General features: G+C 63.7%; 31 protein-coding genes and 1 pseudogene. 6 read left to right on the forward strand and 26 right to left on the reverse strand.

Features of this window, described 5'->3' with window-relative positions; translation table 11 throughout:
* The first annotated feature begins 17 nt into the window (after positions 1–17).
* Both ACXR2W_RS09610 and ACXR2W_RS09615 read left to right on the forward strand, forming a co-directional pair.
* On the forward strand, positions 18–737 hold the full coding sequence (locus tag ACXR2W_RS09610) for a DNA methyltransferase (RefSeq protein WP_458816294.1): 720 nt from the start codon (positions 18–20) through the stop codon (positions 735–737).
* A gap of 76 nt (positions 738–813) precedes the next feature.
* Positions 814–1,269 (forward strand): VOC family protein, encoded by a 456-nt coding sequence (locus ACXR2W_RS09615; RefSeq protein WP_458816292.1) that lies wholly within the window; start codon positions 814–816, stop codon positions 1,267–1,269.
* 7 nt (positions 1,270–1,276) lie between these two features.
* On the opposite strand, the gene ACXR2W_RS09620 is transcribed toward ACXR2W_RS09615, so the two are convergent.
* The 3 genes from ACXR2W_RS09620 to ACXR2W_RS09630 all read right to left on the reverse strand — a co-directional run bounded on the left by ACXR2W_RS09620 (position 1,277) and on the right by ACXR2W_RS09630 (position 4,310).
* Positions 1,277–1,819 carry an aspartate/tyrosine/aromatic aminotransferase gene (locus tag ACXR2W_RS09620; protein WP_458816290.1) on the reverse strand — a complete coding sequence of 181 codons (543 nt, stop codon included), beginning with the start codon at positions 1,817–1,819 and terminating at the stop codon, positions 1,277–1,279.
* A gap of 68 nt (positions 1,820–1,887) precedes the next feature.
* A complete protein-coding gene (locus ACXR2W_RS09625) occupies positions 1,888–2,631 on the reverse strand; it encodes a M15 family metallopeptidase (RefSeq protein ID WP_458816288.1) in 744 nt (247 codons plus the stop codon).
* A 47-nt stretch (positions 2,632–2,678) separates the two neighbouring features.
* A complete protein-coding gene (locus tag ACXR2W_RS09630; protein WP_458816286.1) occupies positions 2,679–4,310 on the reverse strand; it encodes an isocitrate lyase in 1,632 nt (543 codons plus the stop codon).
* Positions 4,311–4,559: 249 nt separating this feature from the next.
* On the opposite strand from ACXR2W_RS09630, the gene ACXR2W_RS09635 reads away from it, so the two are divergent.
* Both ACXR2W_RS09635 and ACXR2W_RS09640 read left to right on the forward strand, forming a co-directional pair.
* The gene (locus tag ACXR2W_RS09635) at positions 4,560–5,069 is read left to right on the forward strand and encodes a hypothetical protein (RefSeq protein ID WP_458816284.1); all 510 of its coding nucleotides are present in this window, start codon (positions 4,560–4,562) and stop codon (positions 5,067–5,069) included.
* A gap of 142 nt (positions 5,070–5,211) precedes the next feature.
* A complete protein-coding gene (locus ACXR2W_RS09640; RefSeq protein ID WP_458816282.1) occupies positions 5,212–5,334 on the forward strand; it encodes a hypothetical protein in 123 nt (40 codons plus the stop codon).
* A gap of 46 nt (positions 5,335–5,380) precedes the next feature.
* Here ACXR2W_RS09640 and ACXR2W_RS09645 read toward each other — a convergent pair whose 3' ends face one another.
* The 10 genes and pseudogenes from ACXR2W_RS09645 to ACXR2W_RS09690 form a co-directional block, all read right to left on the reverse strand.
* Positions 5,381–5,947 (reverse strand): DUF6434 domain-containing protein, encoded by a 567-nt coding sequence (locus ACXR2W_RS09645; protein WP_458816280.1) that lies wholly within the window; start codon positions 5,945–5,947, stop codon positions 5,381–5,383.
* A 67-nt stretch (positions 5,948–6,014) separates the two neighbouring features.
* Complete coding sequence (locus tag ACXR2W_RS09650) at positions 6,015–6,590, reverse strand: HipA domain-containing protein (protein ID WP_458816278.1); 576 nt, start codon at positions 6,588–6,590, stop codon at positions 6,015–6,017.
* A 380-nt stretch (positions 6,591–6,970) separates the two neighbouring features.
* Positions 6,971–7,543, reverse strand: coding sequence for a hypothetical protein (locus ACXR2W_RS09655; RefSeq protein WP_458816276.1), 573 nt, complete (start codon positions 7,541–7,543; stop codon positions 6,971–6,973).
* Positions 7,544–7,658: 115 nt separating this feature from the next.
* A complete protein-coding gene (locus ACXR2W_RS09660; protein ID WP_458816274.1) occupies positions 7,659–8,036 on the reverse strand; it encodes a hypothetical protein in 378 nt (125 codons plus the stop codon).
* 210 nt (positions 8,037–8,246) lie between these two features.
* Positions 8,247–8,504, reverse strand: coding sequence for a type II toxin-antitoxin system RelE family toxin (locus ACXR2W_RS09665; protein WP_458816272.1), 258 nt, complete (start codon positions 8,502–8,504; stop codon positions 8,247–8,249).
* A 15-nt stretch (positions 8,505–8,519) separates the two neighbouring features.
* Positions 8,520–8,768, reverse strand: a complete 249-nt coding sequence (locus tag ACXR2W_RS09670; RefSeq protein ID WP_458816270.1) for a type II toxin-antitoxin system prevent-host-death family antitoxin — start codon at positions 8,766–8,768, stop codon at positions 8,520–8,522.
* Between the two features lie 72 nt (positions 8,769–8,840).
* Positions 8,841–8,921: pseudogene (locus ACXR2W_RS09675) on the reverse strand (zinc finger domain-containing protein); the annotation flags it as partial.
* A 185-nt stretch (positions 8,922–9,106) separates the two neighbouring features.
* Positions 9,107–9,568, reverse strand: a complete 462-nt coding sequence (locus ACXR2W_RS09680) for a phosphotransferase (protein ID WP_458816268.1) — start codon at positions 9,566–9,568, stop codon at positions 9,107–9,109.
* A 411-nt stretch (positions 9,569–9,979) separates the two neighbouring features.
* Positions 9,980–10,270 carry a type II toxin-antitoxin system RelE/ParE family toxin gene (locus tag ACXR2W_RS09685; protein ID WP_458816266.1) on the reverse strand — a complete coding sequence of 97 codons (291 nt, stop codon included), beginning with the start codon at positions 10,268–10,270 and terminating at the stop codon, positions 9,980–9,982.
* Positions 10,267–10,551 (reverse strand): type II toxin-antitoxin system ParD family antitoxin, encoded by a 285-nt coding sequence (locus ACXR2W_RS09690; RefSeq protein ID WP_489948845.1) that lies wholly within the window; start codon positions 10,549–10,551, stop codon positions 10,267–10,269. Before ACXR2W_RS09690 ends, ACXR2W_RS09685 begins: the two co-directional genes overlap by 4 nt.
* Before the next feature lie 20 nt (positions 10,552–10,571).
* On the opposite strand from ACXR2W_RS09690, the gene ACXR2W_RS09695 reads away from it, so the two are divergent.
* Complete coding sequence (locus ACXR2W_RS09695) at positions 10,572–10,697, forward strand: hypothetical protein (RefSeq protein WP_458816350.1); 126 nt, start codon at positions 10,572–10,574, stop codon at positions 10,695–10,697.
* On the opposite strand, the gene ACXR2W_RS09700 is transcribed toward ACXR2W_RS09695, so the two are convergent.
* From ACXR2W_RS09700 to ACXR2W_RS09755, 12 genes are all read right to left on the reverse strand, one after another.
* Positions 10,647–10,901, reverse strand: a complete 255-nt coding sequence (locus tag ACXR2W_RS09700; protein WP_458816262.1) for a type II toxin-antitoxin system RelE family toxin — start codon at positions 10,899–10,901, stop codon at positions 10,647–10,649. The two genes, ACXR2W_RS09695 and ACXR2W_RS09700, sit on opposite strands and share 51 nt — an antisense overlap.
* A complete protein-coding gene (locus ACXR2W_RS09705; RefSeq protein ID WP_458816260.1) occupies positions 10,898–11,146 on the reverse strand; it encodes a type II toxin-antitoxin system Phd/YefM family antitoxin in 249 nt (82 codons plus the stop codon). Before ACXR2W_RS09705 ends, ACXR2W_RS09700 begins: the two co-directional genes overlap by 4 nt.
* A 76-nt stretch (positions 11,147–11,222) precedes the next feature.
* Positions 11,223–12,242 (reverse strand): bifunctional DNA-formamidopyrimidine glycosylase/DNA-(apurinic or apyrimidinic site) lyase, encoded by a 1,020-nt coding sequence (gene mutM / locus ACXR2W_RS09710; RefSeq protein ID WP_458816258.1) that lies wholly within the window; start codon positions 12,240–12,242, stop codon positions 11,223–11,225.
* Between the two features lie 9 nt (positions 12,243–12,251).
* Positions 12,252–12,992, reverse strand: coding sequence for a ribonuclease III (rnc, locus tag ACXR2W_RS09715; protein ID WP_458816256.1), 741 nt, complete (start codon positions 12,990–12,992; stop codon positions 12,252–12,254).
* Positions 12,993–13,002: 10 nt separating this feature from the next.
* Positions 13,003–13,206 carry a 50S ribosomal protein L32 gene (gene rpmF / locus ACXR2W_RS09720; protein ID WP_017793916.1) on the reverse strand — a complete coding sequence of 68 codons (204 nt, stop codon included), beginning with the start codon at positions 13,204–13,206 and terminating at the stop codon, positions 13,003–13,005.
* Between the two features lie 13 nt (positions 13,207–13,219).
* Positions 13,220–13,789 carry a YceD family protein gene (locus tag ACXR2W_RS09725; protein WP_458816253.1) on the reverse strand — a complete coding sequence of 190 codons (570 nt, stop codon included), beginning with the start codon at positions 13,787–13,789 and terminating at the stop codon, positions 13,220–13,222.
* Entirely contained in the window at positions 13,789–14,283 is a 495-nt protein-coding gene (coaD, locus tag ACXR2W_RS09730; protein WP_458816251.1) for a pantetheine-phosphate adenylyltransferase, read from the reverse strand. The genes ACXR2W_RS09725 and coaD overlap by 1 nt, the downstream gene beginning before the upstream one ends.
* A 63-nt stretch (positions 14,284–14,346) precedes the next feature.
* Positions 14,347–15,039, reverse strand: coding sequence for a response regulator (locus ACXR2W_RS09735; RefSeq protein WP_458816249.1), 693 nt, complete (start codon positions 15,037–15,039; stop codon positions 14,347–14,349).
* The gene (locus ACXR2W_RS09740; RefSeq protein ID WP_458816247.1) at positions 15,036–16,508 is read right to left on the reverse strand and encodes a sensor histidine kinase; all 1,473 of its coding nucleotides are present in this window, start codon (positions 16,506–16,508) and stop codon (positions 15,036–15,038) included. Before ACXR2W_RS09740 ends, ACXR2W_RS09735 begins: the two co-directional genes overlap by 4 nt.
* An 81-nt stretch (positions 16,509–16,589) precedes the next feature.
* Positions 16,590–17,522, reverse strand: coding sequence for an ABC transporter permease (locus ACXR2W_RS09745; protein ID WP_458816245.1), 933 nt, complete (start codon positions 17,520–17,522; stop codon positions 16,590–16,592).
* Between the two features lie 10 nt (positions 17,523–17,532).
* Positions 17,533–18,453 carry an ABC transporter ATP-binding protein gene (locus ACXR2W_RS09750; RefSeq protein ID WP_458816243.1) on the reverse strand — a complete coding sequence of 307 codons (921 nt, stop codon included), beginning with the start codon at positions 18,451–18,453 and terminating at the stop codon, positions 17,533–17,535.
* Between the two features lie 139 nt (positions 18,454–18,592).
* The gene (locus ACXR2W_RS09755; protein ID WP_458816241.1) at positions 18,593–20,767 is read right to left on the reverse strand and encodes an ATP-dependent DNA helicase RecG; all 2,175 of its coding nucleotides are present in this window, start codon (positions 20,765–20,767) and stop codon (positions 18,593–18,595) included.
* Between the two features lie 31 nt (positions 20,768–20,798).
* Here ACXR2W_RS09755 and ACXR2W_RS09760 point away from each other — a divergent pair, with 31 nt between their 5' ends.
* On the forward strand, positions 20,799–21,389 hold the full coding sequence (locus ACXR2W_RS09760; RefSeq protein ID WP_458816239.1) for an RsmD family RNA methyltransferase: 591 nt from the start codon (positions 20,799–20,801) through the stop codon (positions 21,387–21,389).
* A 25-nt stretch (positions 21,390–21,414) separates the two neighbouring features.
* Here ACXR2W_RS09760 and ACXR2W_RS09765 read toward each other — a convergent pair whose 3' ends face one another.
* Positions 21,415–23,988: a variant leucine-rich repeat-containing protein gene (locus ACXR2W_RS09765; RefSeq protein ID WP_458816237.1), complete on the reverse strand. Its 2,574-nt coding sequence runs from the start codon at positions 23,986–23,988 to the stop codon at positions 21,415–21,417.
* Between the last annotated feature and the right edge of the window lie 43 nt (positions 23,989–24,031).

Raw genomic sequence — 24,031 nt, forward strand, 5'->3', positions numbered from 1 at the left:
ATTACCCGGGCGCACGCTTGCTGAACCACGCTTCTTCTCCGCCGCCGCCGCTGCTTTCTCCGCTCGATGCGCGGCTCGCGGCGACACACGATGCGTTCGTGGCCGAGCGGCCGCCCGGGGCTGATGAAGACGTGCACATGCTGGCGTCGCTCGTCGACCATGTGATCGAGCGGTGCACCGGCCCGGGGGACACGGTGTTTGACCCGTTTGCGGGGTTTGGCACCACGCTTGAGCGTGCCACGGCACTGGGCCGGGAGGCGCTCGGTATCGAGCTGTTGCCCGAACGTGTCGCGCTGTTGCATGAGCGCTTGCCTGGGGCGCGGGTGATTGAGGGTGATGCGCGCGAGCTCTTGCGGCTCGTGCTTCGCGCCGGATCACAGACCGCCGCCGCGCGGCCCACCCTTGTGCTCACCTCACCGCCGTACATGACGGCGTCGCATCACGAGGCAGACCCGCTGACGGCGTACGAGCGAGATGGCGGCGACTATGCGCGCTACCTGGGTGAACTTGGCCTTGTCGCGGCGCAGTGTGCGCGGCTCGTTTCGCCGGGCGGCTTCGTGGTGTGGAACGTCGCCGATATTCTGCACGAGGGGGAGGTCACTCCCCTGATCCGGGACTGCGCGCGCGTGCTCAGTGAGCATCTGACACCGTTGGGTGAGACACAGGTCGTGTGGGATCGGTACCCGCACGACCTCGTCGCTGACGCGCTGCTCGTGTTTCAGCGGCCCGCTGGGTGACGCCCCTTCGCAGGATGGCTGATGAGGCGTACACTCTGAGGTAATTCGTCGGGCACAACTGCTGGAGGCGTAGCCCATGTCACGAAAAATTCGGTTCGACCACGTTGGTATCACTGTGCGCGACCTCGATGCTGCGACTGCCTTCTTTGAAAGTTTGGGCTTAGAGGTAGAGGGCCGCACCTTCGTCGAAGGCGACTTCATCGACACCGTGACCGGTATCGATGGTGCCCGCTCTGAGATCGTCATGTTGCGTCTACCCGAGGGCGGCGCCACGGTGGAGCTATCACGTTTCGTACGCCCCGCTCCAGAGCCGGGACTTGAACCGGAGGCAGAGTCGGCCGCCCCAATGGCGACGGACCCGGGTATTCGCAGCGTAGCGTTCGAAGTGAGTGACGTACGCGCGCAGATCGCCAGACTCGCGGCTGATGGGTTCCATCTTGTCGGCGGCGTCGGAGACTACGAGGGTGTTTGGCGTATGGCCTACGTGCGAGGACCAGAGGGGATCATCGTCGCGCTCGCCGAACGGTTGTGACAATCCCCTATTCGAAGGCCGCGGCCCGCATGCCCGCAGTGTAAGCGGCCTGTGCCACGTGCTCTGCCGCGTCAACCGAGACGCTCACCATGCGAGCGGCGAGCGTCACCGGCGCCTCCCACCGGTCATCGACGACCCGCGACAAATCGTTATCCTGCAAACCGTTCAAGTAATCGACCTGCGAGCTAACTGCGGCAGTGAGGTACTCGAGCAGCAGACTTGAATCATGCACGACGATCGCCCGGGCCTCGGCCGAGGAGTGGCCGTAGCCGTGCTCGTGCTCACCCACCGCGAGCCCAAACCGCGCATCGAACCCGCGCGACACCCACACCTGCGCGCCTCCCGTGAGCTCAGCGAGCTGCGCATCGATCTCGCGGCCCGCATGCCACAGCAGCCATGCGATCGAGTTGTCGTGATGCGGGTGGGCGTTCAGCCGCTCGGATGTGAGTAGCGGCGCGAGTGCCTGCGCCGCCGTGAGCGGCCGCCAGGCCAGCTCGATGAGCACGTCGGTCGCGTGCATTGATTCAGCGTGCTCTGTGTTGACCTGCATGATTATTGCCTCCGTCGCTCCATCCGTCGCTGCATCCGTCGCTGCATTGCGCCTACTCGACTATGCGCCTACTCGACCCGAAAATCTGCCGGTTTCACGCTTTCGTCGAGCGGGTAGCTGAAGTGCCACCACTCGAGGTCGAACGGCTCAAACCCCTGGTTCTGCATGACCGTGTTCAGTATCAGCCGGTTCGCGCGCTGCTCGTCGGTCAAACCGTTGGCGGCATAGTGTGACTGCTCGCTGAAGAGGTCGAAGCTGCCGCCCATGTCGAGAAGCTCACCCGTGGCCGTGTCGATGACAGTGAGGTCGACGGTACCGCCGAGGGAGTGCCGTGACTGCGTAGCAATGTACCCGAGTTCAAACAGGCCGGCCTTCTCAAGCTGCGGGTAATACTCGGCCTTCGTGGACTCGTCGTCGGTCTTTGACCAGGCCACAAAGTCTGCGACCGCCCGTGTCGGCCTAAACGCATCCCACACAAGCAGCCCGAGGCCTGCCTCTGCCAGCTCCTGCTGCGCACCGGCGAGCGCGGCCGCCGCTTCATCACGCAGAACAGCGACGGTGCCGTCACGGTAGCCGTCAACGATCGCCCCGGTGAAGTTATTGGGGGTGCCGTACCGCGCATCGATCTGCACCCCCGGCACGGCCTCGCCCACATACACGAACCCCTCGGGCAGAGCCGCGCGGGTGTCGGCCTGGACGCTGTGATCCGGCTTCGCTTGCTGGGTCTCTGAGACCACAGACGCAGCTTGCGGGGAGCAGCCCGTGAGCAGGCTGCTCCCCGCAAGCAGAGCAATCAGTATCTTCGTGCGCATGTCACACAGCTTACGACCAGACCTCGTCGCGAGCGATGCCTTCGTGCTTAACCAAACTGGTTCATCGTGTTGTCCTTGCCGCCCGCCTTGAGCGCCGCCTCACCCGCGAAGTACTCCTTGTGGTTGTCGCCGATGTCACTGCCTGCCATGTTCTGGTGCTTCACCGTCGCGATGCCCTCGCGAATCTCGCGCCGCTGCACATCACGCACATACGTGAGCATGCCCTCGTCGCCGAAGTACCCGCGCGCGAGCTCGTCGGTCGACAGCGCGGCCGTGTGGTACGTGGGCAGCGTGATGAGATGGTGAAAAATGCCGGCGCGTGCCGCACTGTCACGCTGAAAGCTCCGGATCTTGTCATCAGCGATCTCGGCGATCTCAGTGCCGTCGTATTCGACGGCCATCAGCTGGTCGCGATCGTACGCGGTCACATCGCGCCCCGCCTCGGCGAGCTGATCGAAAGCCTGCTGCCGGAAGTTGAGGGTCCAGTTGAACGAGGGGCTGTTGTTGTAGACCAGCTTCGCGTTCGGCACAACCTCGCGGATCCTGTCAACGAGGCTCGCGATCTGCTCGATGTGCGGCTTCTCGGTCTCGATCCACAGCATGTCGGCACCGTTTTGCAGGGAGGTGATGCAGTCAAGCACCGCCCGATCGGGGCCCGTGCCGGGGCGAAATTGGAACAGGTTGCTGGCGAGGCGCTTGGGCCGCACGAGCTTGCCGTCGCGCTTGATCACCACGTCACCGTTCTCGAGGCCTTCGGCGGGGATCTCTTCGACATCGAGGTACGAGTTGTACAGGTCACCCAGGTCGCCCGGTGTCTGGCTCACGGCGATCTTTTGGGTGAGGCCAGCGCCGAGCGAGTCGGTACGGGCCACGATGATCCCATTATCGATACCGAGTTCGAGAAACGCGTAGCGCACCGCGTTCAGCTTCGCGATGAAGTCCTCGTGCGGCACCGTCACCTTGCCGTCTTGGTGGCCGCACTGCTTCTCGTCTGACACCTGATTCTCGATCTGAATCGCGCAGGCGCCCGCCTCGATCATCTTCTTCGCGAGCAGGTAGGTCGCCTCGGGGTTACCAAAACCAGCATCGATGTCGGCGATGATCGGCACGATGTGTGTCTCAAAGTTATCGATCTGCGACTGAATGAACTCGGCCGAGGTGTCATCACCCGCCGCGCGCGCATCATCAAGCTGCGTGAATAGCAGGTCGAGCTCGCGAGCGTCGGCCTGCCGCAAGAAGGTGTACAGCTCCTCAATGACCTCGGGTACCGTGGTCTTCTCGTGCATCGACTGGTCGGGCAGCGGGCCAAACTTCGACCGCAACGCCGCGACCATCCACCCCGAAAGGTACAGGTAGCGCTTACCCGTCGTCTTCATGTGCTTCTTGATCGAGATCATCTTCTGCTGGGCGTAGAACCCGTGCCACACCCCGAGCGACTGCGTGTAAGCAGCCGGGTCAACGTCGTACTCTGCCATGTCACGGCGCATGATGTCGGCGGTGTACTGCGCAATCTCAAGACCCGTTCGAAACCGGTTCTGTGCACGCATGCGGGCAACCGCCTCGGCGCTGATGCGGTTCCAGCCACGCCCGTTCTGCTGCTTGAGCGTCTCAGCCTGGTCCATGTCGTTTTGAAATGCACTGTCGTTCTGAAAAGCGCTGTCGTTCTGAAAAGCAGTCATGATTACTCCCTTGTACGTTGGTCACGGCTTTCTCGGCTTCGGCTTCCTTGGATCTGGCCGCGTACTGCCTGCCTGTTCTGCCTACTTCTCACTTTGCCCGCTGTACTGACGCGATTCGCTGGTTCCTTCAGGTGAAATTTGCGCGTATTTTCGCGCGACAGAACTTGTCGCCCTGAGCACGCATTACCGAGTTTCGGCCCAGTAGACTCACAGCAGCAGTCGATGTGAACGATTGAGGGAGACCCGTGCATGAACTCTGAGCCCACTGAACACTCTGCAGCCCACCACCACACGACATTTACGCACACGGAACGCCCGCGCCGCGCCGCGCTCACCGGCCCGCTCGTCGGGCTCGGCATCGCGCTCGCCGCAGTGATGCTGATCTCGTATGCCACAGGGTCGCTGTTTGCGTGGATTTTCACGGTCTCTTGGGTGCTCATCGTGGCCGCGCTCGTTGTGTTCGCCCGCACCAGTGTGACGGTGAACGACGAAGGCGTGTGTTTTCGTGGCCCGTTCTTCACGCGCTGCCTGTCGCGCGACGAGGTCGCAGGCGTCGCGGTCGCAGCAGACGACGGCCTTGCTGAAGGGAGCGTCAGCTGGTTTGTGACGAGGGAAGATCACGGCGCGCGTACGCGGCTCAATTTGGGTGGCGCTGCGTCAGTCACCGTCACCGACATCGGCGGACGCCGCACGCAAATGGTGGTGCGCGACCAAGCGGCCGCAGAGGAGATCCAACGGGCGATTTCGGCGCATCGGTAGGCGCGCGAGTCGCAGTGGAACCGAAGTGGTTGCGATCCCGACGCTCACGCTTGCGCTACCCCCGCGCATACGTACTCCCACTTCACCTCGCGGGGCCACAAACGAGGGTAATGGAGCCTCATAATCCCCACTTTTGGCCCCAATGCAAGCTATCGCCGACGTCGCGCACTATCACGACGCCAACTACATCGACCTACCGACGGGCCACTGGCCAATGTGGAGCCTCCCTGCCGAGCTTGCCGCGATCATCGCGGCAGCTGCTTAGTGCCGGGGCGTAGATCCGGATCGGTGTCCCGAGGCCGCGGCGCGCTTTACGCGCGACCGCGATCTTCGATCGGGGCGTTGCGGTATGCGCGCCAAGCTGCCAGCAGCTCGTCGCGCGTGCCCGCGGGGTGCTCCCGGTGCCAGGCACGGGTGAACCGGTTGTACTCGAACTGTCGATCGATCGGTTTCGCGGCGTGCCCGTCGCGCGTCGCGTGGAAGTGGTCGACCGCGTCTTGCATGGTTTGTGTGCCGTCTGCCTGCGCGAAGAACTCGCGCATTGCGGCATCGAAATGGAAGCCGGAGCCTACTTGCGCTCGCATCCACGCGCGCACAACCTGGCTCGACCGCTGGCCCGCAGGAATGACGGTCGTGGGAAGAAGCGGGCCGACGAGCTGCGCGCCATGAGAGGTGCGCGCAGGTGCGGGTTCTACGAATGCTCGCTGAGACAGTGAGGCGCAGACTCGGGCGGTGAGCAGGTCTTTGCTGCCCGAGGCGCGAACGCCGAGCTCGCGTGCAAAAGCCTCAAGCTCGGCCTTGAGCCAATACCATCGCAAGAACTCCTGCTCAGAGAGATCAACGCTGAGTGGCGGGCGTTCGCTGGGCGCAGAAGTCACAGGCCAACTTTAGCGCGGGCGGCGTTCGTGGGCGCACTCTCGGGGCCGCTAGGTAGCACTCGCCCGCTCAGCCTTTGCCTGCCACAGTATTCACAGCGTCCAGTCGGGTTTCGATCGATTCAGCCATCGTCGTGATCTCACGTTCACGGATCCCATTTGAACGAGCACATTCCTTCCAGGATGTGAGCGTCTCGGCGACAGCGCGAAGCCGCTCGCGAGCCTGTTCGACCGTCAGGCTGCACTCTTCTGCTAGTGAGAGCAGAGCCTCGGCTTCATCAGGAAGCGCATCGGCGCCCATTACCGAGGTGGAGCGCATGCGCCAGGGATCGGGATGCGGGTTGACATCGAACACCGGGCTGAGCGTCCAGAACCCTCGGTCGGCGAGGAACCCGTGGTTGCGCAGATGGTCGTCGGCGTTTCCCAAGGCAACGCTGGCGACTACTCGGGGGAGCCGCCGATCAGGTGTCTCGATCCCCGCGGCTTCCAACAAATCCAACGCCGTCGCCTCCCACGCCATGACATCCCACTGGTCACTACCGTGCGGAAACTTTGCGATCGCCAAGGCACCGCCCTCGAGACGCACCGAGGCCTTAGGGCGCGCCCCACCCAACCCGGTCGTGCCTGTGTCGAGCAGCTGCTTCACAGCGGCGGTAGGGTCCTCGTCCGATGCAAGCTCATCGGAGGCACGCAGCAGCTCGGTCTGGTGCTGTGCGCCCGTGACAAGCGGCAGTGCCGGGTCGATACTGCCCCGCCTGATGCCAGGTAGTCCAGGTCATACAGAAAGGTGGTGGAGATCTGGCCGCGCTGTCAAGTGAAGTGCGCATGGCCAACCACGACTGGCCCTCCAGCACAGTCAACGAAGACCTCAGCACTGGTCATCGCGCGCGCTTCTTCGCGAGAATATCACGCTTAACGTGATGATGTGACGAGAGTTATAGGCATATACGTGTGCGTGTACGTGAACATATTTGACGTCGCCGCGGGCAACGGCAGCGCTTCGGGCTTTCTGCTGTTCGGCAATCCTTACTTCATAGCCAGGACGACAAGCACCGTTGCCAGTGCAGCGAGCAGGGCACCCCACAGCGGCAAGAAGACCTTACGACCGCGAGGCGTGGGCGACCAGATCGATATACCGAATCCAACGCATGCGCTCAGAAACACGGGAAGGCCATAAAGAATGCCTACCCAGAACATCCCGTCAAGGGGCGACGCACACATAGTGTCTGCCGGGCATGGGCCCTGGTTAATCGACTGCCAGACGGAGGCGACCGCGGACACAACGAAGACCGCTAGTACCGCAAATCCGCCCATGAGGAGCGACTGCGAGAACGGGTAATAACGCCTGAGCCAGGGGCCCAGCACGACCGCCAGCACCGCACAGATCAACGGCACGACGGCAGCGAAGACGTACGGGAAAAGCGTCTCAATAATATTGAGCGACCCGCTACCCGCGGTAATCAACGAGAAAAACAGTACGCCTGCCATGCCCACGAGTGACACGCCGCCGAACGTGCGCCAGGCCATTTGCCAGCGTGAACTGGTTTTCCAGGGGTGCCCGTCAGGAAGGCCCGGCTCCACTTGATGAAGGTCGACCATGCCCTCATCGTAGCGATGGATACACGCGGCTTTGGCGGCTTCCGCGTGTGTGCTGAGATTGACGCCGAGTTCGCAGCGCAACTCGGTGGGTTCATGATTCGATCTCCTGATTCCCCTAGTACCGGTCGGGGCGGCACACTTCTACGGGGAAGTAGATCAGGCAGTTGTGCACCTGGCCCGCATTGAGCCCCAGGGCAAGGCCTCCGAGCAGGGCCACAGCCAGCCAAAGCCAGTCCCAGCGCGTCAGGTGCAGGCGCACCAGCCGTGCCGCGAAGAGCAGACACAACGCTGCGACCAGCAGCAGAAGCACCGCGAAGACCAGCCCCACCTGGGCTTCAAACTCGTCGCCCACCCGCACCTGATCGTTGACCTTGAGCCGCAGCCCGTAGAGCACGAAGAAGCCACCCTTTGTGGCCGCCGGCACGCAGAGCACCAAGGAGACGAATGCGACAAAAGATAAAACGATCGCACTGATTCGTGTACGGGCATTCATAGACATAACCTATCCGGGTAGGATCCATCCGCTGCTGGAGAAGACAAAACGCATCGATTACGCGACCTCGTTCGGCATAGGAGATCGGATAGCCGCCGACAGCTTAACGCTTGTAGTCACTGTGTCTGTGGCCAGTCCCGCACCCCGCGCGAGGTGAGCGGCTACCCGCTGAATCGCTCTCTTCGAGGCAATGAACGCATCAAATCTGGGTCAACGGTAAATCTCGCGTCGATGTCCGAGGCGGAGCACAAGTACAACAAGCTCATCTTCAATCACTTCGTACACCACCCGGTAATCTCCGACACGGATCCTCATCTCGCCTGCCCCGCCGACGAGTTGCACACTTCCTGGCGGACGGGGATTCTCTGCAAGTGCCGATATCGCAACTTTGAGCCGTGCCGCGTCTTGAGGGTGCAAGCGTCTAAAGGCCTTCGCCGCTTCTTTTGAGACGGAGATCGAGTAGGTCATGACGATGACCGCACTCTAAATGGTGAGTTCTTCCATGAGCTCATCAAAGGGAACATGAGCTTCGGGATCACGGCGAGCGTCAGCAGCTGCACGAATATCTGCTTGGTCTTCGAGAGCAGCTATTGCACGATCATAAAAGTCTGGCGAAACAACCACAGCCCTTCGCCGCGCCCCGCGCGACAAAATCTCGACAGGCTCGCGCTGAGCAGCAGCGATGTAGTCGCTCTGCTGATTACGGAACTGGGAAAGCGTCACGGAGATCATGCCCAAAGATTACCACTTGTACAAGTTGCGCACTATGGGTGCTAGAACAGATTCCTGAGATCCCGACAGGTTTCATCGCTTGCGCCGACACCGCGGGCAGAAATGAGAAGAACGCCCACTAAACGGCACACACGTGGTCGCAGTGCCGCTGCGCGGGCACGGCTCTCACCCGCGGCCATACGCGTTTATCGAGTGCGCGAAATAACCGACCCATGCACGTCTTTAGCATTGATGTACCGGAACCGACGCCATTTTGCATTTCGAGTGCGGCGTGAATGCACACAAGACCTTAATCGCACTAAGAGAGTTCGGGGCTCTGCCGCAAGATACTTCTCCGCTTACTCGGCGTTCCACAGGTTGCGATAGCTTTCTATGGCCACATCGTGGAGCCTGCGAAGACCTTGGCCGAGCGCCCGCAGCGCTGTCTCTGGTTCACCACGCCAGTGCGCTGAAACTGCGGACTCACCTGGCAGTGCTTTGGTAACCAACACCTCCTGCGCATCGTCCACGATCAACTCTACGACATGCGGCACAGGGTGCCTTCCCTGCAGCCACCGCAGCCGCACAGCCTCGTCGAAGAGCGATTCACCTGAGCCAGTCGGATTCCATTGCACGTAAAAATCGGCCTTGTCGGCTTCTCGAGCGTTCGAGACCGCAAACGTGATCCCTCCCGCCTCGTTCAACCACACTGGGCGCAGCGGTGCAACGCCTAGCCCCATCGCATGCAGCGCGCTGAGCAATCCTTCAGGCACGGCCGTGTTGGCGGGTGGTACACCAGCATGCATACCTGGCTCGATCATGATCTGTTGTCGCCCCAATCAATTAGAAGCTCAATGTATCGACACGACGCTTTGATGTTCGTGAGAGCATCGCCAATGCCCTCAACAGGAATCATCGTCGCGCGCGCATTCTCTGACGAGAACTTCACGCACAACGTCCCGATATGGCGAGAGTTATAGGCATATGCTTTGCGTGCACATTGACACACTTGACGTCGCCCCGGAGGTCGGCAGCGCTTCGGGCCTTCTGTCGCTCAGTGTTCTCACACGGCTATGACGACAAGCACCGCACGGATCAACGGCACGACGGCGGCGAAGACACACGGGAGAAGCGTCCCAATAATATTGAGCGATCCATTACCGACTGTAATCAACGCGAAGAAATAGGGTGCCTGCCACGCCCACGAGCGGGACGCCCGTTAGGTCAGCCCACTACAGGTGCCGAGTGGGGTCCATTCGCTGATGGAGTGTCCGGATCACATCGATTGCGGCTTCTCGTTCGATATAGAAGATCAGGTGGCTGCCGGCAGCGTAACGTTGGTAATCACTGCGTATGTGATCAACCCTGCGCCCGCGCGCAGGGTTGGCGGCCACGCGCTCAATCGCCTCTCGGATTTCGAAGATGCAGATCTCGGCCTGGCTCGCATCCCAGCGTTCCTGAGTGAAATCCCAAATTGAAGATAGGTCGCGCTGGGCGGCAGGGGTGAGGCAATACTGGTTCACGATGCCTTCGAAGCGATGAACGCATCAAAGTCAAAGGGCTCGGCCTGACCGCTCTCTTCGCCAACAATCAACGCGGCTCGAAGAGTCGACATCTGTGTCTCTTGATCTTCAAGCAAGCGCAAGCCCGCACGAACAACTTCACTTGCAGATCGAAAACGCCCAGTTGCGACCTCGCGCGCAATGAAAGACGTGAAGTGTTCATCCAGACTTATCGACGTATTCGTAGCCACCATGCACCCACGGTACCAATATTTGGTACTCACCAAAATACTCGACTCCATTTTGCCTTCAGGTGAGGCGAGTGGCGTTAGATGAAGATCTCACCAGGCTCGCGCTGAGCAGCAGTCTCCTGGCGGCACTGTGCACGTACGCCGAATCAACGATGGACCTCACGGCGATGCCCCAGGTCCACGACGACAACAACTAAGATATCGTCACGCACGGTGTAGATGATTCGATAATCGCCGACTCTCACGCGCATGCCGTCGCGCCCACGCAAACTCTTCGCACCGGGTGGCCGAGGATCACGACTAAGCAATGCAATGGCACCCTGAATTCGCTTACGGTCACCCGGATGGATCGCTCTCAGCGCACGAGCCGCAGCCGGACGGACCTCGATGCGGTAGCTCACTCCCAGCCCAGCTCAGCTTTCAACTCGCCCCAGGGAATGTTTTCGCCCTCTTCGGACATCGCCGCGTCGAAGGCTGCGATGTCGTCAAGTTCCTCTGCCGCTTCCACGAGGCGATCGAATTCCTCGGGTGCAAGCATGATTGCCTCCCGCCGCCCGCGCCGTTCGATAACAACGGGTTCGGTTTGGGAACGACGCACCGTCTCAGCAAAATTCTTGCGCGCATCTGACGAGGTAAGAGTAACCATGCGCTAATTGTACGTTTAACAGCCCGAAATGCACATATCGTATCGCAGGCACTCGCTCAACAATCATTGACAACCGTCACCGACGCCGCTGGCACCGCGGGCAAAAGTGCGACGAACGCCCACCAAACGGCACGCGCCGAATCAAGGTGTCGCAGCGCGGGCACGGCTCTCCCCCGCGGCCGTACGCGTTCAGCGAGTGAGCGAAATAACCAGCCTGCCCGTTCACGTTGACGTATTGCGCATCGAAGCTGGTGCCGCCCTCTGCGAGCGCCTTGCGAAACACGTCGCGCAACGCTTCGAGTAGCTCACGGGCCTTGCGAACGCTCACCGCTGATCCCGCCGTCTCGGGGTGCAATCGCGCCCGCCAGAGTGCCTCGTCGGCGTAGATGTTGCCGACGCCACTGACGATCGACTGGTCGAGGATCAGCTGTTTGACACCGCGGGTGCGCGCACGCAAGCGCGCCACAAACGCCGCATCATCGAACACCGGCTCGAGCGGATCGGGGGCGATGTGCACCGCCTGGCCGGGCACGAGCGGCGCGCCCTGAGATGGCGCCGGGCCACAGGGATCCGGCACGAGAGTGTCGAGCGCGAGCGAACCAAAGAGCCGTTGGTCAGAGAAGTCGAGGCGCAGCTCGCCGTGCGCGGGGTGTTCGAGCCACAGCCGCACCCGCACGTGCCGGTCGTCTGCGGCGTCGACCTCGCGCAGCAGCATTTGGCCGCTCATGCCTAGGTGCACGAGCAGTGCACGGCCCGGCTCGGCGGCACCGGCATCAGCAGCATCAGCACCAGCAACACCGGCAGCACCGGCCACAAGCCCGCCGCCCACCGGAATCCACATGAACTTACCGCGCCGCATAGGCGCCGCGAGCGAAAGCCCCACGACGCGCCGCTCGAAGTCGGCGGCGCGCACCGCGCCCTCGCCGGCGGTGAGTGTCACGCCGTGGCCGGTGCGACCATCAGCGAACCCACCCGCCAGCGGCACGTGCCGTTTGAGCGCCCGGGGGTCGAGCACCTCGCAGCCCGCGATGCGGGCGCCGGTGACGGCCGGGGCGAGCCCCGCCCGCACCACTTCAACCTCGGGCAACTCAGGCATGCGCGCTTCTTACCCCCGGTGGCCCAGTTGGCGCACCGCGTCACGCGCGGCCGCCAGCTCGGCGACCTTCTTGCTCGTGCCACGGCCAAAGCCGGTCACCCCGTCAAGCGTCACCGTCGAGGTGTAGCGTTTGGCGTGGTCGGGGCCTGTGCCCGCAGTAAGATACGGCGGATGCGGCAGGCCGAGCGAAGCGGCGATCGCCTGCAGCGAGGTTTTGGGGTCGAGTGCCTCGGTAAACCGGGCGGGGTCTGCCAAGAGCGGCGCGATCAGGTCGAGCACAAACTGTGCGGCGACCTGGGGCGTGGTCGACAGATAAACCGCCCCGATCACGGCCTCAACCGCGTCAGCCAAAATCGAGGCTTTCTCGCGGCCTCCCGTGCCTTCTTCGCCTTTACCGAGCCGCAAGAATGCGCCGAGGCCGAGGCCGCGGGCCACCTCAGCGAGCGCGACACTCGACACGAGCGCTGCGCGGCGTTTTGCGAGATCACCCTCGGTGAGAGCGGGGTAGGTGCGATACAGCATGTCTGTAACGGCCAGCCCCAGCACCGAGTCGCCCAAGAATTCGAGGCGCTCGTTGTGGGGTGCACCGTCGTGTTCGTACGCCCACGAGCGGTGTGTAAATGCGAGCTGCAGTAGCTCGTCGTCGACCGCGACCCCGAATGAACGAAGAACGCCGCCGGGCCCGCCCTGAGGCGATTCCGACGGCGTTCCAGTTTCGGTGTGCGGGATCGAGTGTTCGTTCCCTGTCACGCGAAAAGACTTACGCGTCAGCGACCTTGCGGCCCTTATACTCGAGGAACAGGGGGGTGCCCTGTGAGTCCTCAACTACGCGAGCGCGGTGCGGGAGGCTGTAAACGGTCTTGCCGTTTTCTACAGTCTTGACCAGGGTCGGGACCGAGGCCTTCCACGCCGAACGGCGGTGACGGGTGTTCGAGCGCGACATCTTCCGCTTGGGAACAGCCATGATGTTCTCTTTCCTACTTGCTTTCAGACTCGGGGTGTTCCCCTGAGTCACGTTTTTCATCAGCCGCGACCGCGCCCGCCGTGAAGCGGGCCAGTGCTGCCCAGCGCGGATCAATCTCTGCGTCAAGCATCACCGCAGCCTCGGCCTCGCGCAGCTCACCGGACTCGGGATCGAGCCCCGGGCAGTCCGGGCGACACACTGGCTGGAACGGGAGTGCAAGCACTACCGCGTCTCGGAGCGGGGGTTCAAGATCCACGTGATCACCGTGAACCCCATACTCGTCGGCCTCCGTAGGAGTATACGCGAAAAGTTCTTGGAACTCGACTTGAAACGGCGTGGCGAATTCTTTCAGGCAGCGACCGCACTCGGCCTGCAGTGTCGCGTCGACTTCTGCCGACACGAGAATACCCTCGTGCACCGACTCGAGGCGCACGTCGAGCTCCATTTCGGTGCCGGCGGGCACCACGGCGAGAGCTTCGCCAAACTGTTCGGGCACGGTGATGGTGCGCGAGCGTTCGCGCATCTCCCCCGGCCGGTTCGCGATGTCGCGAATGTTTTCTTCATATAGGCGCGTGGCGTGCATTATGCGGGCCTTGTCTTATCGAGGAAGCGGGCAACCGCTTTCGGTACATACGGTGAGACGTCGCCGCCGAGGGCCGCCACCTGGCGCACGAGCGTGCTTGACACGTGGGCGTGTGCGGGGTCGGGCAGCATGAACACGGTCTCGACGTCTGCGAGGCTGCGGTTCATGAGCACCATCGGCGTCTCGTAGGCGACGTCGATCTGTGACCTGATGCCTTTGACGAGCACGTTCGCGCCCACTTCGGTGCAGTAGTCAACGAGCAGGCCCATCGACCACGAGGCCACAAGAATGTTGCTGGGGATCTCGGGATCCTCAGCAATCGACTTTTGAATGAGATTGACGCGCTCCGAGATCGGCAGCATCGCGTTCTTGCCCGGGTTATGCACCACAAGCACATGCACCTCATCGAAGATCTTGGCGGAGCGCCGGATCACATCGAGGTGCCCCAGCGTCACCGGATCGAAGGAACCGGGTACGACGGCAATCTTGCTCATACCTCTACCCTAGCGCGGCCCCGGCCGAGAATCCCGAAAACGCGCCAGGTGCGAGCTGCCGCGTCACAATCCGTGCTCTTTCGCGAAGATCACGGCGTGTACGCGGTCGCGCAGCGCGAGCTTCGACAGCACTCGCCCCACGTGGGTCTTCACGGTCGACTCCGACAAAAACAGTTGCCCGCTAATCTCGGCGTTATTAAGCCCCGCCGCGATCAGTGCAAGCACTTCGCGCTCGCGCTCGGTGAGGCATTCGAGCGCTGTGTCCGGCTCCTGCGGACGAGGCTCCCCCGTGCCCGACACTGCGTCGCCCCCCAGCCCGATACGCTCGATGAGCCTGCGCGTGACGCTCGGCGCCATCGCCGAGTCGCCAGCCGCGATGGCGTAAATTGCGGCCACGAGCTCTTCGGGCTTCGCATCTTTGAGTAGAAACCCAGCGGCCCCCGCCCGAATCGCATCAAGCGCGTACTCGTCAAGATCGAACGTGGTGAGCACGAGCACGCGCGTGGACGCGAAGCGGCGCGCGATCTCGCCCGTCGCCTCGATGCCGTTCATGCCCGGCATGCGCACGTCCATCAGGGCGACGTCGCACCCCGATCCTGCCGCCTGCAGCCGCTCGAGCACGGCGAGCGCTTCGCCGCCGTCGCCGGCCTCGGCGACGACTTCGAGGCCGGGCTCGGCCCCCAGCACGAGCGAGAACCCTGTGCGAATCAGCTCTTGGTCGTCAATGATCATGACGCGAATCTTGGGGGCGGTCATGGCTGCTCCGTCTGTGTCTGTTTGGCGTCTGTCTGCTGGGTTGCTGGGTGCTGTTCCGGATCGGCGGCCGCGGCCGCCCGATCCGGCGCTGTGCCCGACGCCCCGCCCGCACCGAGGGCAGCGGGGAGTGTGATGCGCAGTTGCCAACCGGGGCCGCCTGGGGCGGGGCCCGCGGTGGCGGTGCCGCCGAGCATGCGGGCGCGCTCGCGCATGCCCGCGATGCCTTTGCCCGCACCGAGACTCGTACTGGGCACAGAAGAACCGGGCGCCGGGCCAAAATCCCGCACCGTCACCGTCGTCGCGGTCGGGCCGCTGTGCACCGTGGCTTCGACGCGGGCGCCCGCGCCTGCGTATCGCAGCGCGTTCGTGAGTGCTTCTTGTACCGCGCGGTACACGGCGAGCTCTTGCCCGCGGTCACCCGAGGGTTGGCCGTCAATGCGCAGCCCCACCTGTAGTCCGGCGGCGCGAAAACCCTGTGCCAGCTCGGGCAGGTCGGTGAGACCCGGCTGCGGCGCGAGCTCTGCCTGTTCATCTGACCCGAGCGCGCCGAGGAGACGGCGGGTTTCTGCGAGCGCGTTGCGGCCGGTCTCGGCGCTCTTACGCATCGCCTTCGCCGCCGCTTCGGGTGAAGTTGCGGCGGCGCGGGCGGCTCCCTCAGACAATGCGATCATGACCGAGAGCGAGTGAGCCACGATGTCGTGCATTTCGCGCGAGATACGCTCGCGCTCTTCGGCGACCGCGAGTTTGGCGCGCTGGTCGCGCTCACGCGCCAGCTGGTGGGCGCGGTCGATGATCGCGGCGAGGTAGCGGCGCCGGTTACCGAGGTTAATGCCGAGCATCACGATCGCCGCGTACCACAGCCCCGAAATAATGGCGAGCACCAAGAATTCTTGCTTCGACGGCGGCACCAGCTCCATCGCGGCGTTACCCGCCATGTCGGCTTCTAAGAGACCCGAGGGGGCGAGGCCGAGCGGCATGAACAGCTGCAGCATGCTGCCCGCGTAGGCGACGGCGAACCCGATCCAGCCAGCGGCTACGCTGCGGTAGACGGGCACCGCGTAGAGCATGAAGCACAGCGCGACTACGGTCGCAAAGCTTTGAATCCCGTGTTCGCCAAACGACACGACGGTGACCGCGACGAGCCCGGTGAGCGGCAGCTTGCGACGGTACAGCAGCGCCGCGGCAACGATCAAGATCCGCAGCACGGCGAAGGGCCACCATGGCCAGATGACGTACTCAGGCATGAGCACATCTGTCATGCCCACTTCGACGTCGGTTGACACGTCCTGTTGCATGACGGCCGCGTTGCCAAACGCCAGCATCGCATCGAGCAGCACGCCAAAGGTCGCGCCGAGCACGTACCAGACGACGATGAACACGTCGACGGCGCGCGGGTGCTCGGCAAGGTAGCGCCTGAGCACCCCCGGCGGTTTGGGTAGCCGCAACTCGGTGCCGGTCACGCTCGTCATGTCTTCAACCCTACTCACTGCGCGGCGGCCAGCAGGCGCTGCCTGCCGACCACCGCAATACATCAATCGTTGCCGCGGGTGCTAATGAGCGTCGCGTCGCTTGAACACGATCGCCGCCGGGATCACGGTGACCGCGGCCCACGCCACCATCACCGCAAGCGCCCCGCCGTAGCCGAGACCCGTTGCGCCCATGGCACTTGCCTCGGTTGCGTTCATTACACCCATCGACAGCACGTTGGCGAGGTTGGTCGGCAGGTATTCAAACACGGTGGGCACCCACTCCCAGCCGGTCATCATGAGCACCTGCAGCGCGATAGGGGCCACGAACGTTACGCCCGCCACGATGCCGATGCCGGCGGCGGCGTTGCGGGTGAGCGTGGCCAACCCGTACGCAAAGAGTGCGAGCAGCGTGAGGTAAGCGATGAGGCCGAGCGCGCTCGTGACCACCTGGGCTGTCAAGAGCTGCGTGGCAGTCGCGGGGTCAAAGGCTACGGCGAGCAGCAGGCTGCCCACGACCACGACGGCCGCGGTGACGAGCGCGAGCACGGCGAGCATGATCCCCTTCGCCGCAAATACCGCGCCGCGGCGGGGAGCAGCCACGAGCGTCGACAGGATCAGGCCGCTCGCGTACTCGCTCGACATGACGAGCACACCGAGCACACCAAACACGAGCGCAATGAACGGCACCGAGATGCTCGAAGCCATCAGCAGGTACTGTGTCTGCTCGGCGACCCCCGCCCCCTCACCCGCCATGCCCTCAGACACCCACAGCAGCGAAAACAGGCCGCTGAGCCCAAGCCCCGCGATGAGGGTCGCAGCGAGGGTGAAGCGCACGCTGCGCAGCGAACTGAGCTTGATGCGCTCCGAGCGCAGCAGGCCCGCGAAGCTCAGCTTCGCACCCGCCGCGGCGCGGCGGGCGGCGGGCGCCTGGCCCGCGGGCCGCTGGGCGGCGGCGGGGTGAGCGGTGCGCGGATCCGGAGCTTGGCTGCCGTCGAGAAGATAGGTCGTAGTCATGAGGTGCTCCTTAGGCGGCGACGGGCGCGGTCGCGTACTCGAGCGCGTCTTGGGTGAGTGACAGATAGGCGTCTTCAAGGTTGGAGGACGTCGATGAGAGTTCGTGCAGCTCGATGCCGGTGGCGCAGGCAATGCGCCCGATGCGAGCGCTTTCGACGCCCTGCACAGTGAAGCCGGTGCCGCTCGTTTGGTCGATGCGGCAGCCCGGCGTCTCGTTCATCACGAGCGACGCGAGACGTGCGGCCTCGGGGCTTGTCACGGTGACGGTGCGCTGGCCCTGTGCGTCGAGAAAGTCTGCGAGCGGGGCGTCGGCCATGACGCGGCCCCGCGCGAGCACGATGATGTGGTCGGCGGTCTGCGCCATCTCACTCATCAGGTGGCTCGACAGGAGCACGGTGCGGCCCTCGCTTGCGAGGTGGCGCAAGAGTTCGCGCACCCAGCGCACCCCGTCGGGGTCGAGTCCGTTCACCGGCTCGTCAAGAATGAGCACCTCGGGGTCGCCGAGCAGGGCGGCGGCGATGCCGAGCCGCTGGCCCATGCCGAGCGAAAAGCCGCCCACGCGTTTACCCGCGACCTGCTCGAGACCGGTCTGGGCGAGCACCTCGCTTACGCGCGCATCGCTGATGCCGTGCGTCGCGGCGATCGCGCGCAGGTGGCTGCGGGCGCTGCGCCCCGGATGCACGCCCTTTGCGTCAAGCAGCGCTCCCACCTGGGTAAGGGGCGACATCTGCCCCGTGTAGGGCTGGCCGCCGACCGTTACCGTGCCCGAGGTGGGCCGGTCGAGGCCCAAGATGAGCCGCATAGTGGTCGATTTGCCCGCGCCATTGGGGCCCAAGAAGCCCGTCACCTGGCCGGGCTTCACGCTAAACGTGACGTCGTCGACGGCGCGCTTCGCGCCGTACTGTTTGGTGAGACCGCGTGCCTCGATCATGGGCGTTCCCCGTGTTCTGGCCAGACCTTCTAGCCTCACCATTTACGCTACGGGGGCGCTGGGCGCGGCACATCGTTCGCGGGTGCCGGCCGCGTAGTACCTGGGTACCGCATCATCAAGGCAAGCCGGGCCGCAAGTACTACGACTTGGCGAGGTTTTCGATGTGCTCGGCCTCCGCGATGACGCGTGCGTGCAGCAGCGGATACTGTTCGAGCAGCGGGTCACCGTCGAGCAGGTGCGCGGCGACGTCGCGCGCGTGCGAGATCAGTTCACCGTGCTGGGTGACGCGCAATAGGCGCAGCGTCGATTTGCCGCCCGACTGGCGGGTACCCAAAATGTCGCCCTCGCGGCGCTGTTCGAGATCTGCCTCGGCGAGCTCGAAACCGTCGTTCGTGCGCGCCACCGCCACAAGTCGTTCGGCCGCGATTGAGTCTTCTTCGACGTGGGTGAGCAGCATGCACTGGCCCGCGTGCTCGCCGCGCCCCACGCGGCCGCGCAGCTGGTGCAGCTGCGAGATGCCAAATCTGTCGGCATCGCGCACAACCATGATCGACGCGTTGGGCACATTGACGCCCACCTCGATGACGGTCGTCGACACCAGAATGTCTACATCGCCCGCCGCGAAGGCAAACATGATGCGATCTTTCTCCTCTGACGGCATGCTGCCGTAGAGCCCTTCGATACGCCGGCCCTCGTAACGGGTCGAGCGCCTGAGCCGCTCGACCGTGTCGACGACGTTTGCGAGCTGACGCGGCGTCGCATCGTGAGGCCCGTTAATCTCGGCGTCAAGCTCGGGGTCGAGCTCGCCCTGGTCGATGGCCGGGCAGACGAAGTAGACCTGGCGGCCCGCCTCAAGCTCGCGATCCACCTCCTCCCACATGCGGGTTTTGCGGTCTGGTGTTTGTTCCTCGTGCACAATCACCGTGCGTATGCCCTGCCGCCCGGCCGGCAGCTCTTTGATCGTCGACACTTCGAGGTCACCAAACGCCGTGAGCGCCACCGTGCGCGGAATCGGGGTCGCCGTCATGGCGAGCGTGTGCGGGTTATTGCCCTTGAGCCGCAGCGCCTCGCGCTGGTCGACGCCAAACCGGTGCTGCTCGTCAACGACGACGAGCCCCAGGTCGTACATCGTCACGTTGTCGCTGAGCAGCGCGTGCGTGCCCACCGCGATGCGGGCCTGCCCCGACGCGAGCGCAAGCAGCGAGCGTTTACGATCGGCCGCGGGCATGCGCCCGGTGAGCAGCACCACGCCCACCTCTGCTGCGAGGTCGGGGCCGAGCGACTCAATGATCGACCGGTAGTGCTGCGACGCCAACACCTCGGTGGGCGACAGGAGGGCGCTCTGGCCTCCGTCTTCAGCCACCTGCAGCATTGCGCGCAGCGCGACCAGGGTTTTGCCCGAGCCAACCTCGCCCTGCAGCAGCCGGTGCATGGGGTGCACGCCCGCAAGCTCTCCCGCAATCGTGGCGCCCGCGCGCTGCTGGTCGCCCGTCAGCGTGAACGGCAGCTGCGCATCAAACCGGGCGAGTAGCAGCCCGCCCTCCTCGCGCGGCATGGCAGGCGCAAGCCCCACCCGGCGTCTGCGGTCAAGTAGCGCAAGCTGCAGCTCGAACGCCTCACGAAACAGCAGGCTGTCGCGGGCTTTCTGCCAGTGCTCGTCAACCTCAGGTTGATGCACGAGGCGCAGCGCGCGGTCGAACTCCATGAGCCCCTCGGTCGCGACAATATACATCGGCAGCGGCTCTTCAAGGGGCGCGAGCTGCTCAAGCACGATCGCAATCGCCTGCTGAATCGACCAGCTCGGCATTTGCGCGGTCGCGGGGTACAGCGGAACGGGCACCTGCGACCACGCCTTCGCCGCCGCCTCGCTCAGCTCTGCCGCGCCGGGCGCGTCCTCGCGTCGTTCAAACATCTCGTAGTCGGGCTGTTGCAGCTGCAGCTGGCCGCGATACTCGCTCACTTTGCCCGTGAAGATGCCGCGCCTGCGAGCTTGCAGGTCTTTGAGCCGCCACTTCTGGTTAAAGAACGTGATCGTCAAAAAGCCTTTACCGTCGGTGATGCGCGCCTCAATGAGACTGCCGTTGCGGCGCTGCATGCGGCGCTCGCGCACCTCAATCACCTCGGCCACGACGGTGATGTGCTCCCCCAGCGGCAGCTCGGTGAGCGGCGTGAGCTCACCGCGCTTCGAATACCGGCGCGGAAAATGCAGCAGCAGGTCTTCGACCGTGTTCATCTCGTACGCGCGCTCAAGCACTTTTGCCGAGCGGTCACCGATCACGCGATCCAAGCGCGTCTCGAGGGTCACCTGCTGCATAACTCAAGCGTACCCGCGGTACGCTTGACGAGTGACGAGGATCATTTCAGGGGTAGCAGGTTCGCTGAGGCTCGAGGTACCCAAGGCCGGCACCAGGCCCACGAGCGACCGCGTGCGCGAGGCCATCTTTTCGACGCTCGATTCTTGGGGCCTCCTAGACGGCGCGCGCGTGCTCGACCTCTATGCCGGATCAGGGGCCTTGGGGCTCGAATCTGCGAGCCGCGGTGCCGCACTGGTGACGCTCGTTGAGAAACACCCCCAGGCCGCGGGCGTCGCCCTGCGCAACTGGGGCACGATCAAGGGCGCGTTCACGCGCTCGGGGGCTGCGGTGCCCGAGGTCGAAGTAGCCCGGCAGTCAGTGCAAGCATTTCTTGAGGCGCGCGGGCTCAAGGATCCGGCGCCTACATGGGATGTCGCGATCATTGACCCGCCGTACGATCTTGGGGAGGCCGAGCTCGCGGCGAATCTTGCGGCGCTCGTGCCGCTGCTCGCGATCGATGCCGCGGTGCTCGTGGAGCGGTCGTCGCGCTCGCCCGAGCCTGCCTGGCCGGCCGGGCTCGAGCGTGTGCGCGAGAAGCACTACGGCGAAACGCAGCTGTGGTGGGCCGAGCCCGCGCAGTAGTACAGCGCGGGCTCGCACCGGCCCGTTAGATGTACCAGGCGTCGAACGTGCGCACCCCAAACTTCGGTGCCACCACCCGGTTCCAACGCGACGCAAACCGCTCCTTCGGCGGATCAGACTCAGCCGCCGCACGCTCACCCGCACTCGACAGCGACGCACACCCATTCGCGTTCGCCTGCTCAGCCCACGCTACATACTCCAGGTTTGCGCGGTGTGACGCATCGATCGCGACATACAGGTCATCGAGCAGTGCACTGCCCTCGGGAATCTTGTCGACCGGCATCGCGTCAAGCGCTTCGAGCAGCTCGCCACGATTATCGCGCACCGCTTCCATAGCAGCGACCGTGTCGCCGTAGCCACCAGCTGACGCTGTGCAGTACTGCAGCTTCGGCAGCGCGTCCTTCACGAGCGCCCGCCCTGAGTACGCCTTCTCAAGCACCTCAATCATGTACCGCACCTGATCTTCAGCCGTGTCTTCAGGCGCCTGCACATCGAACGCACCGCCCTCTTGCGAGGCGTCACGAATCGTGCGCACCTTTTCGCCGAGTGGTACGAAGATGTATCTCACGAAGCGGTGCTGATCGACCGTCTTACGGTCGCCTGCATCTCGCCGCACCGCCGTGCCGATGTCGTAATCGAGCGTCACTTTGTCACCGCCCTCGAGCTCGGCGGAGTAGCGCGACAGCCCCGCATCCCAGTGCACCGCCGCCTTCGCATCGGCCCCGGTCGGTTGCTTCGCGCCCACCGAGTACGCGATCTTCGAGGACCCGGCGCTCTGATATGCCATGAACGTGGGCTCTGCCATGGAGACGCCGCACACGAGCACCCAGCCGTCAGCAAACTCAGCCCACGCAAGCAGAATCGTGTCGGCCGGGCAATCCACCGGAATCGACTTGGGAATCGCGGTCGCGCTCGCGGGCTGCGCGTTGCCAGCTTGCTCAGTAGTCGCGGCGGGAGCGTAACGCGTCAGCGTCGTGCTGACTCCATTCGCATCAAAGTCAACAATTAACAGCCCAGTATCGTTTCCCTGCAGTGACCACGATCCTGTTTGTTTGATGCACCAAAGCTGATCACCAGAACTATCGTCATACCCTTCGAACCAACTGCCGCCACTGGTCGAGGTTCGCAGGGCGACCGCACCGCTCATATAGATTGTGTTCGCGATCGACCCAGTCTCGCCACCTTTTAGCTTGACCATCTCGCCAGCCTCAGCAACAGGACGTACGCTCATGCCGCCTTCGAGGACCTCTGAGCCCACGCTCGAAGAAGTGTAAGAGTTGCCGTAAGTCGCCCCGTAACTACCATCTTCAGACCAGAGCTCAGACCCCGAACTGCTGTCATATGCGGTGGATCCACCGCTGCCAGTAACAACCAACACATCAGATTGAGCTTGATACACCGCTCTTGACTGTGGCACTTGTGCCAAGCGTGTCACGCTCATGCCTTCGGCTGCGATCGAAGTGTCACAGTCTCCAAAGAGGAACAAGCGATCAGCGGCGATCATTGCGTCACACTTCAGATTCCCCGGACCATTGGAGTCATTAACAGCACCGCTCGTGTCCTTCGCAATCGATTTGCCCGCGCTGTCAAACAACTCCCATCCGGCAGGAAAGGATCGCAGCAGCGTACGGCCATTCGCCACGTCCAACGTTGTGTTGTACTTTGAGCTAGACAGGCTCGCTTCTGCCGCCCACAGTTGCTTGCCGTCTAGGTCCACGCGTGCCATGGCGCCATCGCCCCAGATCGACACTCCTTGTGTGTCAACTGCGATCTCTTGAAGGGCGCCCGTGAACGCGGTGCGCTCGAGCTCACCAGTTTTGTCGAGCACGATCAGATCAGTGTCACTACCTCGTGCAACGCCACAGTACAAACGGTCTAACCTCAGCCCGACTATGCAGCCAGCGCCCGGGCCTTCTGTACCAGCGCTAACGGCGGTCGACCAAACTTCACTGCCTCGTTCATTATCGAGTAGCACGAGCTTTCGATCTTGAGATTGCTCTGGAGCCCGAAGCGGCACAAGCGTCGCTCCGTCGATCGATTTGGGATGCCACCTGAGGGGTCCCGTCATTGGAAAGCCCACCGGAGGCACACCGCCAAAACCGCCCATCAAGAGGTCGCCACCCAGGCTGGGTACTTCGATCGTCCAAGCTTCTTCAATACCGTCGGCGAAAGTGGGGCCATCTTCAATGGCCGAGGCCTTTGACGCCGTCGACGCCGTAGAGGAGCTGGCGCCTGCCCCAAACGGGCCATGCGCCCCAAACGGCCAAGTATCGGTGAGAGCGAGTGCTACGCCGCCGCCCGCGAGCACGAGCGCGGCGGCGAGGCCTCCGGCGAGCCACGCTGCACCGCGGCGTGTGCGACGCGCGGGACCCTCTGGAACAGCCCCAGGGAGCGGGGTCGCAGGCGCCTGCGGTGGCGGCAGCTGCACTGTTTGCGCCGCGATCCACTCCTGCAGCCCGGCATAACAGTGGGGGTGAGCAACGATCTGCGGCCACAGGTCTGGCCTGCTCGCAGCCAGTGCCGCGAGCTGCTCAGCTGAAGCGTCGTGAGGCACATTCCCTGAAGCGTGTGCCCAGGGCGATGTTGGAGGCTGCGTCATCGTAACTCCATTCGTCGAACGAGTTACCCTCCATCATGCCCAC

It is taken from the genome of Leucobacter faecis (assembly GCF_054456695.2).